General features: G+C 74.9%; 16 protein-coding genes. 14 read left to right on the top strand and 2 right to left on the bottom strand.

Annotated elements, in window-relative coordinates; genetic code table 11:
• Nucleotides 1–184: 184 nt before the first annotated feature.
• The 9 genes from ACFV2S_RS16265 (at nucleotide 185) to ACFV2S_RS16225 (ending at nucleotide 8,115) form a co-directional block, all read left to right on the top strand.
• Entirely contained in the window at nucleotides 185–580 is a 396-nt protein-coding gene (locus ACFV2S_RS16265; RefSeq protein ID WP_385558724.1) for a VOC family protein, read from the top strand.
• A gap of 170 nt (nucleotides 581–750) precedes the next feature.
• The gene (locus ACFV2S_RS16260; RefSeq protein WP_385558721.1) at nucleotides 751–1,446 is read left to right on the top strand and encodes an ABC transporter permease; all 696 of its coding nucleotides are present in this window, start codon (nucleotides 751–753) and stop codon (nucleotides 1,444–1,446) included.
• Nucleotides 1,443–2,117, top strand: a complete 675-nt coding sequence (locus ACFV2S_RS16255) for an ABC transporter permease (RefSeq protein WP_385558718.1) — start codon at nucleotides 1,443–1,445, stop codon at nucleotides 2,115–2,117. The genes ACFV2S_RS16260 and ACFV2S_RS16255 overlap by 4 nt, the downstream gene beginning before the upstream one ends.
• A gap of 44 nt (nucleotides 2,118–2,161) precedes the next feature.
• Nucleotides 2,162–3,121, top strand: a complete 960-nt coding sequence (locus ACFV2S_RS16250) for an ABC transporter substrate-binding protein (protein ID WP_385558954.1) — start codon at nucleotides 2,162–2,164, stop codon at nucleotides 3,119–3,121.
• 61 nt (nucleotides 3,122–3,182) lie between these two features.
• Entirely contained in the window at nucleotides 3,183–4,490 is a 1,308-nt protein-coding gene (locus ACFV2S_RS16245) for an alpha/beta fold hydrolase (protein WP_385558715.1), read from the top strand.
• A gap of 86 nt (nucleotides 4,491–4,576) precedes the next feature.
• The gene (locus ACFV2S_RS16240; RefSeq protein WP_385558712.1) at nucleotides 4,577–5,707 is read left to right on the top strand and encodes a GntR family transcriptional regulator; all 1,131 of its coding nucleotides are present in this window, start codon (nucleotides 4,577–4,579) and stop codon (nucleotides 5,705–5,707) included.
• An 89-nt stretch (nucleotides 5,708–5,796) separates the two neighbouring features.
• Nucleotides 5,797–6,729 (top strand): SIS domain-containing protein, encoded by a 933-nt coding sequence (locus ACFV2S_RS16235; protein ID WP_385558710.1) that lies wholly within the window; start codon nucleotides 5,797–5,799, stop codon nucleotides 6,727–6,729.
• Nucleotides 6,726–7,478: a PIG-L deacetylase family protein gene (locus tag ACFV2S_RS16230; RefSeq protein WP_385558707.1), complete on the top strand. Its 753-nt coding sequence runs from the start codon at nucleotides 6,726–6,728 to the stop codon at nucleotides 7,476–7,478. The genes ACFV2S_RS16235 and ACFV2S_RS16230 overlap by 4 nt, the downstream gene beginning before the upstream one ends.
• 385 nt (nucleotides 7,479–7,863) lie before the next feature.
• Complete coding sequence (locus tag ACFV2S_RS16225) at nucleotides 7,864–8,115, top strand: hypothetical protein (protein WP_385558704.1); 252 nt, start codon at nucleotides 7,864–7,866, stop codon at nucleotides 8,113–8,115.
• Between the two features lie 193 nt (nucleotides 8,116–8,308).
• Here the strand turns inward: ACFV2S_RS16225 and ACFV2S_RS16220 are convergent, their stop codons facing one another.
• A complete protein-coding gene (locus ACFV2S_RS16220; RefSeq protein ID WP_385558701.1) occupies nucleotides 8,309–9,088 on the bottom strand; it encodes a VOC family protein in 780 nt (259 codons plus the stop codon).
• Between the two features lie 98 nt (nucleotides 9,089–9,186).
• Entirely contained in the window at nucleotides 9,187–10,149 is a 963-nt protein-coding gene (locus tag ACFV2S_RS16215; RefSeq protein WP_385558699.1) for an NAD(P)/FAD-dependent oxidoreductase, read from the bottom strand.
• Nucleotides 10,150–10,216: 67 nt separating this feature from the next.
• Between ACFV2S_RS16215 and ACFV2S_RS16210 the strand changes: the two genes are divergently transcribed.
• The 5 genes from ACFV2S_RS16210 (at nucleotide 10,217) to ACFV2S_RS16190 (ending at nucleotide 14,639) form a co-directional block, all read left to right on the top strand.
• Entirely contained in the window at nucleotides 10,217–10,804 is a 588-nt protein-coding gene (locus tag ACFV2S_RS16210; protein WP_383787040.1) for a helix-turn-helix domain-containing protein, read from the top strand.
• A gap of 69 nt (nucleotides 10,805–10,873) precedes the next feature.
• On the top strand, nucleotides 10,874–11,842 hold the full coding sequence (locus ACFV2S_RS16205) for an NADPH:quinone oxidoreductase family protein (protein ID WP_385558695.1): 969 nt from the start codon (nucleotides 10,874–10,876) through the stop codon (nucleotides 11,840–11,842).
• Nucleotides 11,839–13,020, top strand: a complete 1,182-nt coding sequence (locus ACFV2S_RS16200) for an acyl-CoA dehydrogenase family protein (protein ID WP_385558692.1) — start codon at nucleotides 11,839–11,841, stop codon at nucleotides 13,018–13,020. Before ACFV2S_RS16205 ends, ACFV2S_RS16200 begins: the two co-directional genes overlap by 4 nt.
• Nucleotides 13,017–14,156, top strand: coding sequence for an acyl-CoA dehydrogenase family protein (locus ACFV2S_RS16195; protein ID WP_385558689.1), 1,140 nt, complete (start codon nucleotides 13,017–13,019; stop codon nucleotides 14,154–14,156). Before ACFV2S_RS16200 ends, ACFV2S_RS16195 begins: the two co-directional genes overlap by 4 nt.
• A 288-nt stretch (nucleotides 14,157–14,444) precedes the next feature.
• Entirely contained in the window at nucleotides 14,445–14,639 is a 195-nt protein-coding gene (locus ACFV2S_RS16190) for a hypothetical protein (RefSeq protein WP_383793622.1), read from the top strand.
• The last annotated feature ends 110 nt before the right edge of the window (nucleotides 14,640–14,749 follow it).

Here is a 14,749-nt window from a genome sequence, read left to right as displayed (position 1 = left end):
TTACTAAAACTTCTCTTGTGGGGCGGTCTCGCCTTTTTTTTCCCCCCCCCGGCCGCGCCCCCCCCCCCGCGCCCCCCCCCCCCCCCGGGGGGGGCCGCCGCCCCCCCCCGGGGGGGCCCCCGCGGCGCGGGCGGAGCATCCTGGAAGGGGTGCCCGGGCGCCGGGCCCCGGAAGGGAGCACGACATGTTCGGCGAGACCACGGTGTACAGCGGCTTCTCGGTGGACGACCTCGAAGCCGCGCGCGGCTTCTACGGCGACGTCCTCGGCCTCACGGTGGAGGACTCGGGGCCGGAGGGGATGCGGATGCTGAACCTCGTCCTGCCCGGCGGCGCGCGGATCCTCGTCTACCCCAAGGAGAACCACGCTCCCGCCTCCTTCACGATCCTCAACTTCGAGGTCGACGACATCGACCGGGCCGTGGACGATCTGGCGGGACGCGGGGTGACCTTCGCCCGCTACCCCGGCTTCGAGACCGACGACAAGGGCGTCGTGCGCGGCTCCGGCGGCGGTGAGGGGCCCGCCATCGCCTGGTTCACCGACCCGGCGGGCAACGTCATCGCGGTCATGTCGAGCGGCTGACGGGTGCTGAGCGTCGCCGACGGGGGCTGACGGGTACCGACCTGGGCGGACGGCCGCTGACGGGTACCGACGGCCGCCGGCCGGGGCCGACCGGGGCCACGCGGCCACGCCCGCGCCCCGAACGGCCCGGCCGGGGTGCGCGGGGCCCACCCGCGGTCTCGAATGGGAGCGTGACCGCTGAGAGGGCGACCGCGCCGCCCGACGACTGCCTCGCCCGCAACGAGTGGATCTGCGGCGACTACCTCTCCACCCGGCGCGAGGTCCTCACCGACGCCGTCGTCCAGCACCTCCAGCTGACCGGCGCCGCCATCGGCCTGGCCCTGCTGCTCGCCCTGCCCCTCGCGATCGCCGCCCGCCGCTGGCGCTGGGCGGCCGGGCCCGTCCTCGGGCTCACCACCCTCCTCTACACGATCCCGGCGCTCGCGATGTTCTCGCTGCTCCTGCCCCTGTACGGGCTCTCCGCCGGTCTCGTCGTCGCCGGGCTCGTCCTCTACTCCCTCACCCTCCTCGTCCGGAACCTCCTCGCCGGACTCCGGGCCGTCCCCGAGGAGACCCGGCAGGCCGCCCGCGGCCTCGGGTACGGGCCGATCCGGCTGCTCCTCGCCGTCGAACTGCCCCTCGCCCTGCCCGCCGCCATGGCCGGGCTCCGCATCGCCACCGTCTCGGCGGTCTCCCTCGTCACCATCGGCGCGATCGTCGGCCACGGCGGCCTCGGGAACCTCATCTACTCCGGGATGAACACCTACTTCAAGGCGCAGGTCCTGACCGCCTCCGTGCTGTGCGTCGTCATCGCCGTCACCGCCGACCTGCTCCTCCTCGGCGCGCAGCGGCTCCTCACCCCGTGGAACCGCGGACGGGCCGCGTGAACACCGTCGCCGGCGCCTGGTCCTGGCTCACCACCGGCGCGAACTGGTCCGGCGAGAACGGCGTCTGGAACCGGCTGGGCGAACACCTCTTCCTCACCGGCGTCTGCCTCGTCCTCAGCTGCCTCGTCGCCCTGCCCGTCGCGCTCGTCCTCGGACACCTCGGCAGGGGCGGCGCGCTCGCCGTCAACCTCGCCAACGCGGGCCGGGCCGTCCCCACGTTCGCCGTCCTCGTCCTGCTCCTGCTCAGCCCCCTCGGCCCGTACGGGCCGTGGCCGACGATCATCGCCCTGGTGCTCTTCGCCGTGCCCCCGCTCCTCACCAACGCGTACGTCGGGATGCGCGGCGTGGACCCCGACGTCGTACGGGCCGCCCGGGGCATGGGCATGACGGGCCGCCAGACCCTGGCCCGGGCCGAACTGCCGCTGGCCCTGCCGATGATCCTCACCGGCGTACGGATCGCCGCCGTCCAGCTGATCGCCACCGCGACCGTGGCCGCGCTGGCCGGCGGAGGCGGGCTCGGCCGGATCATCACCGCCGGATTCAACCTCGCGTCCACCCCGCAGGTCGTCGCCGGAGCCTTCCTCGTCGCCGTGCTGGCCCTCCTCGTCGAGGCCCTCTTCGAGGGCGTGCAACGCGCCCGCCCGGGCGGGGCGCGGGGGAGCGGCGCGTGAGGAGGCACGGGGCTCCCGGGGGAGCGGCGCGCCCGCGGCGGCCCGTGGCCCGGGCGCGCGCCGCCCTGTGCTGCCTCGCGCTGGCCGCCTGCGGCGCCGGTCTCTCCGGGTGCGCCACCGGCCCCGCCCTGGAGAACCGGGAGGCCGTGACGGGCCGGCCCGGCGACAGCCACCGGCTGGTCGTCGGCTCGGCCGGGTTCACCGAGAGCGACCTCCTGGCCCAGATGTACGCGCTGCTGCTCCAGGAGGCCGGCTACCGCACGAAGATCCTCTCCGTCACCAACCGCGAGCTGTACGGACCCGCCCTGGAGAACGGACAGATCGACGTCGTCCCGGAGTACGCGGCGACCTTCGCCGACTGGCTGAACGCCAAGGCCAACGGCGCGGACGCGCCCACCGTCGGCTCGCCCGACCTGACCGCCACCATGACGGCCCTCCGGGCACTGGCGGAGCCGCGCGGGCTCACGGTCCTCGACCCCGGCCGCGCCGTCGACCAGAACGCCTTCGCCGTCACCGCCGCCTTCGCCGCCGAGCACCGCCTGAAGACGCTCAGCGACCTCGGCGCGGCCCGGCTGCCCGTCCGCCTCGCCGCCGGCGACGAGTGCGTCCGGCGGCCGTACTGCGCACCCGGCCTGAAGGAGGTCTACGGCATCGACGTCACCGCCGTCGACCCCAAGGGCGTCGGCACCACCCAGGCCAAACAGGCCGTGCAGAGCGGCCAGGACCAGCTCGTCCTGACCACGACCACCGACGCCACGCTCGACGCGTTCGGGCTCGTCCTCCTCGCCGACGACAAGCACCTGCAGAACGCCGACTTCCTCGTCCCCGTCGTCAACCGGGCCCGCGCCGGGGGCGAGGCCGTCACCCGCGCGCTCGCCCGGCTGGGCCCGGTCCTCACCACCGCCGACCTCGCCCACCTCAACGAACAGGTGGACAGCTGGCGCCGGCTCCCGGAGGACGTGGCACGCGCCTACCTCACGGACAAGGCCCTCCTCCCGCGCTGACCCCCTCACTCCGTGTGATCCACTGTCCTCGCGGGGGCGTACCGAACAGGAGCAGGAGCCGTTGACCACCTACCGCCAGCCGGGCCTCGTCCTCACCGACCACCGTTTCCCCGTCCCCCTCGACCACGCCCGCCCCGACGGCGAGCGCATCGAGGTCTTCGGCCGTGAGGTCGTCGCGAGCGGCCACGCCGGACCGGACCGCGAGACGCTGCCCTGGCTGGTCTACCTGGAGGGCGGGCCCGGCTTCGGCGCCCGCCGCTTCATCGGCCCGCAGGCCTGGCTCGGCCGGGCCGTGCGGGAGTTCCGCGTCCTCCTCCTCGACCAGCGCGGCACCGGACGCTCCACCCCCGCCAACCGCCAGACCCTCCCGCTGCGCGGCGGCCCGGCCGAGCAGGCCGACTACCTGGCGCACTTCCGCGCCGACTCCATCGTGCGGGACTGCGAGCTGATCCGGCGCCGGCTCACCGGCGGCGCCCCCTGGACCGTCCTGGGCCAGAGCTTCGGCGGGTTCTGCGCCGTCCACTACCTCTCCACCGCCCCCGAGGGCCTGGAGCGGGTCCTCGTCACGGGCGGACTGCCTTCCCTGGACGCCACCGCCGACGAGGTCTACCGCGCCGCCTACCCCCGCGTCCGGCGGAAGAACGAGGCCCACTTCACCCGCTACCCGCAGGACGCCGAACGGGTCCGCGCGATCGCCGCCCACCTCCTCGGCCACGAGGTCACGCTGCCCGGCGGCGGACTCCTCACCGTCGAGGCCTTCCAGTCCCTCGGCATCCTCCTCGGCTCCGGCGACGGCACCCACCAGCTGCACCTGCTCCTGGAGGGCGCCTTCGTGCCGGCCCCGGGCGGGCCCGTGCTCTCCGACGCCTTCCTGGAGCAGGTCCAGGCCCACCTGTCGTACGCGGCCCACCCGCTGTACGCCGTCCTGCACGAGGCCATCTACGCCCAGGGCCGGGGGGCCACCGACTGGGCCGCCGAACGGATCCGCGCCGAGCACCCCGAGTTCGACGCCCGCGCGGCGCTCGCCGAGGGCGCGACCCCGCTCCTCACCGGCGAGACCGTCCACCCCTGGCACTTCACCACCGACCCCGCGCTGCGCCCGCTCCGCGAGACCGCCGAACTGCTCGCCGCCCGCACCGACTGGGCCCCGCTGTACGACCCCGAGCGCCTGGCCGCCAACCAGGTCCCGGCGGCCGCCGCCGTCTACCACGACGACATGTACGTCGACACCGCCCACTCCCTGGAGACCGCGCGCGCCGTGCGCGGCCTGCGGACCTGGGTGACCGACGAGTTCGAGCACGACGGGGTGCGGGCCGGCGGGCCGCGCGTCCTCGACCGGCTGCTGGCCCTCGCCCGGAACGAGGTCTGACCGGCGCCGTAGACGGGCATAGGATGCGGCGCGCGATCGATCGGCAGGGGACGGGCGCGCGCCCCGTCCCGCACGAGGAGGCCCGGATGGCGGCACGCGAGACACCGGCGTCCGGCCGGGAGCTGAAGTTCCGGGCCCTCATGGCGGAGCTGCGGCGCGGCATCCTCGACGGCACCTGGCCCCCGGGCAGCAAGCTCCCCACCGAGCGGGCCCTCGCCACCGAGACGGGCCTGTCCGTCACGACCGTCCGCCGCGCCTACGAGGACCTCGTCGCCCTCGGCCTCGTCGAACGCCGCCAGGGCGCCGGGACGTTCGCCGCCCACCGGGCCGAGCGGGACCGGACGGACCGCAGGGTCGTCGGCGTCCTGGTCCCCGACACCACGTTCTACTACCCGCGCGTCCTCCAGGGCATCGAGAAGGAGCTCGCGACGGCCGGCGCCCGGCTCGTCCTCGCCTGCTCGCACTACGACCCCGCCGAGGAGGACGCCGCCGTCGAACGCCTCCTGTCCGCCGGGGTCCACGGGCTCCTCCTCGTCCCCAGCCTGCACACCGCGACCGATCCGGGACGGCGCGCCGAGGAGCTCCTCGCCCTGCCCGTACCCGCCGTCCTCGTCGAACGCCGGCTCGCCGCCCACGGACCCGGCGACCCCACCGAGCACGTCTGCACCGACCACGAGGGCGGCGCCTACGACGCGGTGCGCCATCTGCGGGCCCTCGGCCACGAGCGGTTCGGCCTCGTCGCCCGCACGGACGCGCCCACGACCGCGCCCATCGAGTCGGGCTTCGCGCGCGCCCTCGCCGACCTGGGCCTGCCCGCCGCCGCGTACGAGCGGGACGTGATGGCCCGCTGGGATCCGGACCGTGCCGACCGGGCCCTCGCCGCGCTGCGGGCCGGCGCGGTGACCGCGGCCCTCTGCTTCGGCGACCGGGAGGCCGCCCTGATGCTCGGAGCGGCCCGCCGCGCCGGGCTGCGGGTGCCCGGGGACCTCGCCCTGATCAGTTACGACAACGAGTTCGCCGATGTCGCCGAGACCCCGCTGACGGCGGTCTCGCCCCCCAAGTACCAGCTCGGCCGCCTCGCCGCGCAGATCCTTCTGCGGCGGCTCGCCGAGGGGGACGCGGCGCCGCTGCACCAGGTGCAGCTGAGGCCGCGCCTGGTGGTCCGGGCGTCCTGCGGAGCGCGGACGGACGGGGGACCACAAAAGTCCAAGACGTGAGTACGGATTGCTCATGGTGTGCTCTGGTCGCGCACGGATACAACTCGGTCCGGACCCGCGAGGGCCCCAGCGAGGAGAGGACCCGCACCATGAGCACCCACGTCAGCGCGGAGATCGCCGGCCAGCCCGACTGCTGGCGACGCGCCGCCGAGATCGCCGCCCGCGACACGGGCCTCCTGCCGGCCCGCGGCGAGCGCGTCGCGGTCGTCGGCTGCGGCACCTCGTACTTCATCGCCCGTGCCTACGCGGCCCTGCGGGAGTCCCTCGGCGCGGGGGAGACCGACGCGTTCCCCGCCTCCGACACCACCCCGCTCGGCCGGAGCTACGACCGGATCGTCGCGCTGACCCGCTCCGGCACCACCACGGAGGTCGTGGACCTGCTCGCCCGCGCCGACGGCCGGATCCCGACGCTGGTCGTCACCGGGGTCCCGGACAGCCCCGCGGGGCGGCTCGCGGACCGGGTCGTCGACCTCGGCTTCGCCGACGAACGGTCCGTCGTCCAGACCCGGTTCGCCACCACCGCCCTCCAACTCCTGCGCGCCGGGCTCGGGGTGGACCTCGGACCCGCCATCGCCGACGCGGAACTCGTCCTGTACGAGCGGCTGCCCGCTGCCTGGGAGCGGCGCGGCCAGTTCACCTTCCTCGGCACCGGATGGACCGTGGGGCTCGCCGACGAGGCGGCGCTCAAACTGCGCGAGGTGGCCCGCGCGTGGACGGAGTCGTACGCGGCGATGGAGTACCGGCACGGGCCGATCACCATCAGCGACCGCGCGAGCCTGGTCTGCTGCATCGGTCCGGAGCCCTCGGGCCTGCGTGACGAAGTGGAGTCCACGGGGGCCCTGTTCGCCGCCGACGCGATCGACCCCGTCGCGGCCCTGGTCCGCGTCCAGCGGCTCGCGGTCGCCCTCGCGGACCGGCGGGGGCTCAACCCCGACCGCCCGCGCCACATCTCCCGCTCGGTGATCCTCGCCGGAGCGTTCCGCCCGACGGCCTCGGACACGAGCCGTATCCTGCGTCCATGATCGACACAGAGGCCCAGGACCTCCTTGAGATGCCCGGCGACTGGACGCGCGCGCTCGCCGTCGTCGCCCACCCCGACGACCTGGAGTACGGCTGCGCGGCGGCCGTCGCCGCGTGGACGGACGCGGGGAAGGAGGTCACGTACGTCCTCGCGACCCGCGGCGAGGCCGGCATCGACACCCTCGCCCCCGACGTATGCGGGCCCCTCCGCGAGCGCGAGCAGCGCGACAGCGCCGCCGTCGTGGGCGTGGAGACCGTCGAGTTCCTCGACCACCGCGACGGCGTGATCGAGTACGGCCTCGGGCTGCGCCGGGACATCGCGGCGGCGATCCGCCGCCACCGTCCGGAACTGGTGATCACCCTCAACCACCGCGACACCTGGGGCGGCGGCCCCGGCGCCCCCTGGAACACCCCCGACCACCTGGCCGTCGGCCGCGCCACCCTGGACGCGGCCGCCGACGCGGGCAACCGCTGGATCTTCCCGGAGCTGACCGAGCGGGGGCTCGCCCCCTGGAACGGCGTCCGCTGGGTCGCGGTCGCCGCCTCCAGCACCCCCACCCACGCGGTGGACGCGGCGCCGGGCCTGGACCGCGCGATCCGCTCCCTGCTCTGCCACCGCGCCTACATCGAGGCCCTGACGGACGAGGACCCGGAGACGTACGTCCGCACCTTCCTCACCGAGGCCACCCACCGCGCCTCGTCCCGCTTCGCCGCCCGCCCGGCCGTGGCGTTCGAACTCTTCACCCGCTGACGCGGGATCGCCTGTGCGGCGACCCGGGTTATGGCCTCCCGCGGCCTATCCTGCGCGGGTGACGACCTTGTTGCTCTCCGGTGGGGGGACGGTGCCCACGGCCCGGATCTCCCGCCGGGGAGGTCTGCCCTGGGCTCCGCCGACCTTCGTGTGGCCGTTGTGCTCCGCTTGTGAGCGCCAGATGCTCTTCCTGGCCCATCTGGAGCTGGGGCGCCACGTCGTCGCCGTCTTCATGTGTCACAACTCTTCCGGCACTTGCGATGTCTGGAGCCCTTGGGCTGGCGCCAACCGGGCTCGTGTCTTTCCGTCCGTAGGTCTGGCTCCGCTCTCGGCACCGGACGACGACACGACTCTGAAAGCGCCCATCGCGTTGACCGCGTTCTGCGTGGACACGCGCGACTACAAGGACAGCGACGTCACCCTCGGCGCACCCGTGCTGGGCCAACTGGGCAGGCAGCCCGACTGGCTGCAGTCGGACGAATCACCGTACTGCCCGTCCTGCGGGCGGGCCATGGACTTCGCCGTCCAGCTCGAAGACGATCGGGAGACCACGGGACACCCGCTCTTCGGCAGCGGTTGTGCCTATGTGTTCACCTGCGTGAGGTGCGCGGAGGCCGTCTTCCTCTCCCAGTGCTGAGATCCCGGAGGGGAAGCGTGAGGGGAGACGAACGACTCGGGGCTGTGGGCAATTCCCCGAGGCCGTGGCGCGGGACCCTGCCGCTCGGCGCCGGGCAGGTCCTCGGCGATCAGCAGGGCCTGCCGACCGCCGAGGGTGCCCGTCGTCCCGCCTACCGCCGGGACGGAAGAGGGCGGACGTCCGTGGAGGCGGGTCACCCCATCGGTGCGGGCTTGAGGACCGCGAAGACCGCGCCGGCGGGGTCGGTGAGCCAGGCGATGCGGCCGACGTCGGGGATGTCGGCGGCGGGCATCGCGACCGAGCCGCCGTTGCCCTGGGTCGCGAGGACCGTCGCGTCGACGTCCTCGACCGCGAAGTACGGTACCCAGCGGGACCGTTCGCCCTCGCCCTGGAGTTCGGCGACGCCGCCGAAGGAGGCGTCCTGCTGGTCTCCGTCCGCGGTGGAGAGCACGTGGTACGTCATGCCGGGCGCGTCCATCGACGCCCACCGCCAGCCGAACAGGGTCCGGTAGAAGCCGAAGGAGGCCTCCGGGTCGGGGGCGTGCAGTTCGGCCCAGACGAGGGTGTCGGGGGAGGAGGTCCGGTCCAGGCCCTGCACCTGCCCCGGCTGCCAGACGGCGAACTCGGCTCCGGCCGGGTCCGTGAGGCAGGCCATGCGGCCCGCCTCCATGACGTCCATGGCCCCGACGCGCACGACGCCGCCCGCCGTCTCCGCCGCCTTCGCGGTGGCGTCCGCGTCGGGAGTCCGGAAGTACACCGTCCAGGCGGGGCTCGCACCCTCCTCGGTGAGGGGGCCCACGGCGCCGACCGTGGCCCCGTCCTGCTGGAAGAAGCCGTAGCCGCCGGCATCCGGGCCCGCCGACCGGAAGCTCCAGCCGAAGACCGCGCCGTAGAAGGCGGCCGAGGCGCTGGTGTCGGGGCTGCCGAGGTCGATCCAGTTGGGGGAGCCCTTGGTGAAGTGCGTACCGAGCATGGGTGGTGTTCCGTCCTTGCGTCGTGCGGGGCCGAATGTGGTCACCCTGGCCGATCCTCACCCGCGCGCCCGGACGGCGCAGCCCCAGGCGCCGCGTTTCATCCGGCCGGCCGACGGGCCACCGCCTCCTCCAGGTCCGTGAACAGGAGCTCGTTGCTGATCGCCACGCCCGCCCGGTAGCCCCGGCTCACCGCGTTGACCACCTGTTCCTGCGGGCCCGTCACGTTTCCGGCGGCCCAGACGCCGGGGACGCTCGTCCTGCCCGTCCCGTCGACCGCGACGAACTCCCCGAACGGGGTCTCGCGCAGCTCCGCTCCCAGCTCCCTCAGCACCCCGTCCCGGGCCGCGAGGCGCCGCGCCCCGACGAAGACCACCGCGCGCGGCTCGATCCGCCCGTCGGCCAGCCGGACGCCGGTCAGCCGGTCGTCCTCCACGACGAGCCCGGCGACCTCACCGGTCACGATCCGGACCCCGGCCGCGTCGAGCAGGGAGGCGTCCCGGGCGGTGAGCCCGTCGGCCGTGTGGAGGAAGAGCGTCACGTCCCGGGACCAGCGCGAGACCATCAGCGCCTGGTGCGCCGGCATCGCCGGGTGGGCGATCACGCCGAACGGCAGGTCCCGGACCTCCCAGCCGTGGCAGTACGGGCAGTGGACCACGTCCCGGCCCCAGCGTTCGGCCACGCCGTCGATCTCCGGCAGCTCGTCGACGAGTCCGGTCGTCACGACGAGGCGCCGCGCGGACGCGCTCGTGCCGTCCGCCAGGGTCACGACGAAGCCGTCGCCCTCGCGTGCCGCGCCCGTCACCCGGCCGTCCCGGACCTCCACGCCGTACGCGGCGACCTCGCGCCGGCCGGCCGCCAGGTAGCCGGCGGGGCTCGTTCCGTCCCGGGAGAGGACGCCGTGCATGTGGGCGGCCGGGGCGTTGCGGGGCTCGCCGGCGTCGACGACCAGGGCGCGCAGCCGCGAGCGGCCCAGGATCAGGGCCGCGCTGAGCCCGGCGGCGCCGCCGCCGACCACCACCGCGTCGTACCGCCCGAGAGGGGTTTCTGTGGATGCGTTCATGAGGAGAGGGTCATTCCGGTTTTGGCCCTTTCGCAAGAAACCTTGCCGTTTCTGCAACACTGGGAGCATGACCGAAGACGACCGCATCGACGCCGTCCTGACCGAGGTCGGCCCCCGCCTCCGCCGTGTCCGCCGTGACCGCGGAGTGACCCTCGCCGAGCTCTCCGCCGCCACCGGGATCTCCGTGAGCACCCTCTCCCGGCTGGAGTCCGGGCAGCGCAAGCCCAGCCTCGAACTGCTCCTGCCGCTCGCCCGCGCCCATCAGGTGCCGCTCGACGAGCTGGTCGGCGCGCCGCCGGTCGGCGACCCCCGGGTCAAGGCGAAGCCCATCGTGCGCCACGGCCGCACGATGTACCCGCTGACCCGGCAGCCCGGCGGGCTCCAGGCGTACAAGGTGATCCAGGAGAAGGCCCACGAGGCCCCGGAGCCCCGGGTGCACGAGGGGTACGAGTGGCTGTACGTGCTCTCCGGGAGGCTCCGGCTCGTCCTGGGCGAGCACGACGTCGTGCTCGCCGCCGGCGAGGCGGCCGAGTTCGACACCCGCGTCCCGCACTGGTTCGGCCCGGCCGGTGACGGGCCGGTGGAGTTCCTGAGCCTGTTCGGGCCGCAGGGCGAGCGCATGCACGTGCGGGCGCGCCCCAAGAAGTCCGGGTGACCCGGTTCCCCCGCGAGCAAGCGACCGCTTAGTATGCCACCGACCGCTCGGTACGGAGGAGGCTTCCGGATGCAGGCATGGCGTGTGTACGAGAACGGCGAACCGGGCGCGGTGATGCGCCGCGAGGAGGTGGAACCGCCCGCGCCCGGCGACGGCCAGGTCCTCCTCAGGGTCCGCGCCGCCAACGTCAACTTCCCCGACGCGCTGCTCTGCCGCGGCCACTACCAGGTGCGGCCCCCGCTGCCCTTCACGCCCGGCGTCGAGGTCTGCGCCGAGACCGGGGACGGGCGCCGGGTCGTCACCACCGTCGCCCTCCCGCACGGCGGCTTCGCCGAGTACACCCTCGCCGACGCCGCCGGGCTCCTGCCCGCCCCGGAGGCCCTCGACGACGCCGAGGCCGCCGCGCTGCACATCGGCTACCAGACCGGCTGGTTCGGCCTGCACCGCCGCGCCGCCCTCCAGGAGGGCGAGACCCTCCTCGTGCACGCGGCGGCCGGCGGCGTCGGCAGCGCCGCCGTCCAGCTCGGCAAGGCCGCCGGCGCCACCGTCATCGGCGTCGTCGGCGGCCCGGAGAAGGCCGCCGCCGCCCGCGCCCTCGGCTGCGACCTGGTGATCGACCGCCGCTCCGAGGACGTCGTCGCCGCCGTCAAGACCGCGACCGGCGGCCGGGGCGCGGACGTGATCTACGACCCCGTCGGCGGCGAGGCCTACCAGCAGTCCGCCAAGTGCGTGGCCTTCGAGGGCCGGATCGTGATCGTCGGCTTCGCTTCCGGCACCGTCCCTGCCCCCGCCCTCAACCACGCCCTGGTGAAGAACTACTCGGTCCTCGGCCTCCATTGGGGCCTGTACGCGGCGAAGGACCCGGCCTCGATCGCCCGTTGCCACGAGGCCCTGACGGCCTACGCGGCCAAGGGGATCATCAAGCCCCTGATCGGCGAGCGCGTCCCCTTCGCCGCGGCCGCCGACGCCGTCCAGCGCGTCGCCGACGGCACCACCACCGGCCGCCTGGTCGTCCTCCCCGAAGGAGCCCACGCATGACCGACGCCGAGGAACTCCGCGCCCTCGTGCGGAAGCTGCTCGCCGAGCACCCGCCCGCCACGACCGGCCGCACCGACTTCCTGAAGGCCCGCTTCGACGCCGGACTGGCCTGGGTGCACTACCCCGTGGGCCTCGGCGGGCTCGACGCGCCCCGCTCCCTCCAGTCCGTCGTGGACGCCGAACTCGCCGCCGCGGGCGCCCCCGACAACGATCCGCGCCGCATCGGCATCGGCCTCGGCATGGCCGCCCCCACCCTCCTCGCCTACGGCTCCGAGGACGTCACGTCCCGCTTCCTGCGCCCCCTCTGGGTCGGCGAGGAGGTCTGGTGCCAGCTCTTCAGCGAACCGGGAGCCGGCTCGGACCTGGCCGCGCTCGGTACCCGCGCCGTGCGGGACGGCGACGACTGGGTCATCGACGGGCAGAAGGTGTGGACCTCCAGCGCCCACGTCGCCCGCTGGGCCATCCTCATCGCCCGCACCGACCCGGACGCGCCCAAGCACCGCGGCATCACCTACTTCGTCTGCGACATGACCGACCCCGGTGTCGAGGTCCGGCCGCTGCGCCAGATCACCGGCGAGGCCGAGTTCAACGAGGTCTTCCTCACCGGCGTCCGCATCCCCGACGCCCACCGCCTCGGCGAGGTCGGCGACGGCTGGCGGGTCGCCCAGACCACCCTCATGAACGAGCGGGTCTCCATCGGCGGCGCCCGCATCCCCCGCGAGGGCGGCATGATCGGGAAGCTCGCCGCCACCTGGCGCGAGCGGCCCGAGCTGCGCACCCACGACCTGCACCGGCGCCTCCTCGGCCTCTGGGTCGACGCCGAGGTCGCCCGGCTCACCGGCGAGCGCCTCCGCCAGCAGCTCGTCGCCGGGCAGCCCGGCCCCGAGGGCAGTGCCATGAAGCTCGGCTTCGCCCGGCTCAACCAGGCCATCAGTGGCCTCGAAGTCGAACTGCTCGGCGACGAAGGGCTGTTGTACGGGGACTGGGAGATGCGCCGCCCCGAGCTCGTCGACTTCACGGGCCGCGACGCCGGCTACCGGTATCTGCGGTCCAAGGGCAACTCGATCGAGGGCGGAACCAGCGAGGTGCTCCTCAACATCGTCGCCGAGCGGGTCCTCGGCCTGCCCCCGGAGCCCCGCAACGACAAGGACGTCGCCTGGAAGGACCTGGCACGATGACAGCGCGGACCGATCTCCTCTACTCCGACACCGAGGACGACCTGCGGGCCGCCGTCCGCGCCCTGCTCGCCGACCGGGCCGGTCACCGGACGCTGCTCGACCGGATCGAGACGGACGATCCGTACGTCCCCGGCCTCTGGAAGTCCCTCGCGGGCGACATCGGTGCCGCCGGGCTCCTCGTCCCCGAGGAGCTCGGCGGCCAGGGCGCGAGCCACCGCGAGGCCGCCGTGGTCCTGGAGGAGCTGGGCCGCGCGGTGACCCCGCTGCCGTACCTCACGAGCGCGGTGGTGGCCACGGAGACGCTGCTCGGCCTCGCGGGGGAGAGCGGCCCGGCCGCCGAGCTCCTGTCGGAGCTCGCGAGCGGCCGGACCGTCGCCGTCCTCGCCGCACCCCTGTCGACCGCGCCGGGCGCGGAGCCGCTCCCCACCGTGGCACCGGACACGGAACCCTCCGCCGCGACCCGCCCCGGGGCGGCGTCCACCGCCGCGGTCGCGGGCGTCGCGGACGCCGCCGTCGCCGACGTCTTCCTCGTCCCCCGCGCCGACGGCCTGTACGCCGTCCCCGCCCGCGCGTCGACGGTCGAGCCGCAGACCCCGCTCGACCTCACCCGCCCGCTCGCCCGCGTCACCCCCGGCCCCGGGAGCGGCACCCGCCTCGCCGGTGCCGACGCGGCGCGCACGGCCGTACGGCGCGGACTGCTCGCGGGCGCGGGGCTGCTCGCCTCCGAACAGCTCGGCCTCGCCGAGTGGTGCCTGGAGGAGACCGTCCGGTACACCCGGGAGCGCCACCAGTTCAACCGGCCCGTGGGCTCCTTCCAGGCGCTCAAGCACCGCATGGCCCACCTCTGGCTGGACGTCGTCGGGGCCAGGGCCGCGGCCCGCGCCGCCGCCGACGCCCTCGCCACCGGGAGCCCGGACGCCCCGCTCACCGTGGCGGTCGCCCAGGCGTACTGCTCCGGGGTCGCGGTCCGCGCCGCCGAGGAGTGCGTGCAGTTGCACGGCGGGATCGGGATGACCTGGGAGCACCCCGCGCACCTGGCCCTGAAGCGGGCCAAGGCGGACCAGATCGCGCTCGGCCCGGCGGGCCGTCACCAGGACGCGATCGCCGCCCTGATGGACCTGCCCGCACCCGCGTAGGGACCCTCGCAGCCCGCACCCCCGCCGTGCCGAGGCCGCAGACCGGGCGGCCGTCCCCGCCGCGGCCGTCGGCCGCGCCCCGGTCGGCCCGGCCGTCGCCCCTCCCCACGAGGTCGGTGACGGCCGGTGCGACCGTGCGGTCGGGCGGAAGGACTGCCTGCCCGCCGTGCACGGACGGGATCTCACCCGAATGGCCGCCCCGCCGTTCGCCCGGACGGACCGCCCATTCCGCCACACTGTCCGCCGAACGCCGCAATTCCGGTGCGGCGACGGAGGGACGTGAGACCGATGGCCGTTTCCATTTCTGTCGTGGTGCTGCTGCTCGTACTGGCCGTGATCTTCCTGCGCAACGGCGGCCTCAAGTTCACCCACGCCCTCGTCTGCGCCCTGCTCGGCTTCTTCCTCGCCGGCACCAGCATGGCGCCCACCATCCACAACGGCGTGGCCGCCACCGCCGACGTGGTCTCCAGCCTCAGGCCCTGACCGGCCCGCCGGGGGGGGGGGTTTAAGCAACCCCCGGGCCGGGGGGGGGGGGGGTGGCCCCCCCCCCCCGGGCCCCCCCCCGTGGGGGGGGGGGGGGGTCGACGCCACAC

It is taken from the genome of Streptomyces sp. NPDC059695 (genome assembly GCF_042733785.1).
In the GTDB taxonomy this organism is placed as follows: domain Bacteria; phylum Actinomycetota; class Actinomycetes; order Streptomycetales; family Streptomycetaceae; genus Streptomyces.
Note: the sequence above shows the minus strand (reverse complement) of the source record. Positions and strands in the feature narration are given on the sequence as shown.

Excerpts from the sequence above, each read along its gene's own strand:
- ACFV2S_RS16265 (WP_385558724.1), top strand. The coding sequence starts at position 185 with ATGTTCGGCGAGACCACGGTGTACAGCGGCTTCTCGGTGGACGACCTC.
- ACFV2S_RS16240 (WP_385558712.1), top strand. The coding sequence starts at position 4,577 with ATGGCGGCACGCGAGACACCGGCGTCCGGCCGGGAGCTGAAGTTCCGG.
- ACFV2S_RS16235 (WP_385558710.1), top strand. The coding sequence starts at position 5,797 with ATGAGCACCCACGTCAGCGCGGAGATCGCCGGCCAGCCCGACTGCTGG.
- ACFV2S_RS16230 (WP_385558707.1), top strand. The coding sequence starts at position 6,726 with ATGATCGACACAGAGGCCCAGGACCTCCTTGAGATGCCCGGCGACTGG.
- ACFV2S_RS16220 (WP_385558701.1), bottom strand. The coding sequence starts at position 9,088 with ATGCTCGGTACGCACTTCACCAAGGGCTCCCCCAACTGGATCGACCTC.
- ACFV2S_RS16215 (WP_385558699.1), bottom strand. The coding sequence starts at position 10,149 with ATGAACGCATCCACAGAAACCCCTCTCGGGCGGTACGACGCGGTGGTG.
- ACFV2S_RS16210 (WP_383787040.1), top strand. The coding sequence starts at position 10,217 with ATGACCGAAGACGACCGCATCGACGCCGTCCTGACCGAGGTCGGCCCC.
- ACFV2S_RS16205 (WP_385558695.1), top strand. The coding sequence starts at position 10,874 with ATGCAGGCATGGCGTGTGTACGAGAACGGCGAACCGGGCGCGGTGATG.
- ACFV2S_RS16200 (WP_385558692.1), top strand. The coding sequence starts at position 11,839 with ATGACCGACGCCGAGGAACTCCGCGCCCTCGTGCGGAAGCTGCTCGCC.
- ACFV2S_RS16195 (WP_385558689.1), top strand. The coding sequence starts at position 13,017 with ATGACAGCGCGGACCGATCTCCTCTACTCCGACACCGAGGACGACCTG.
- ACFV2S_RS16190 (WP_383793622.1), top strand. The coding sequence starts at position 14,445 with ATGGCCGTTTCCATTTCTGTCGTGGTGCTGCTGCTCGTACTGGCCGTG.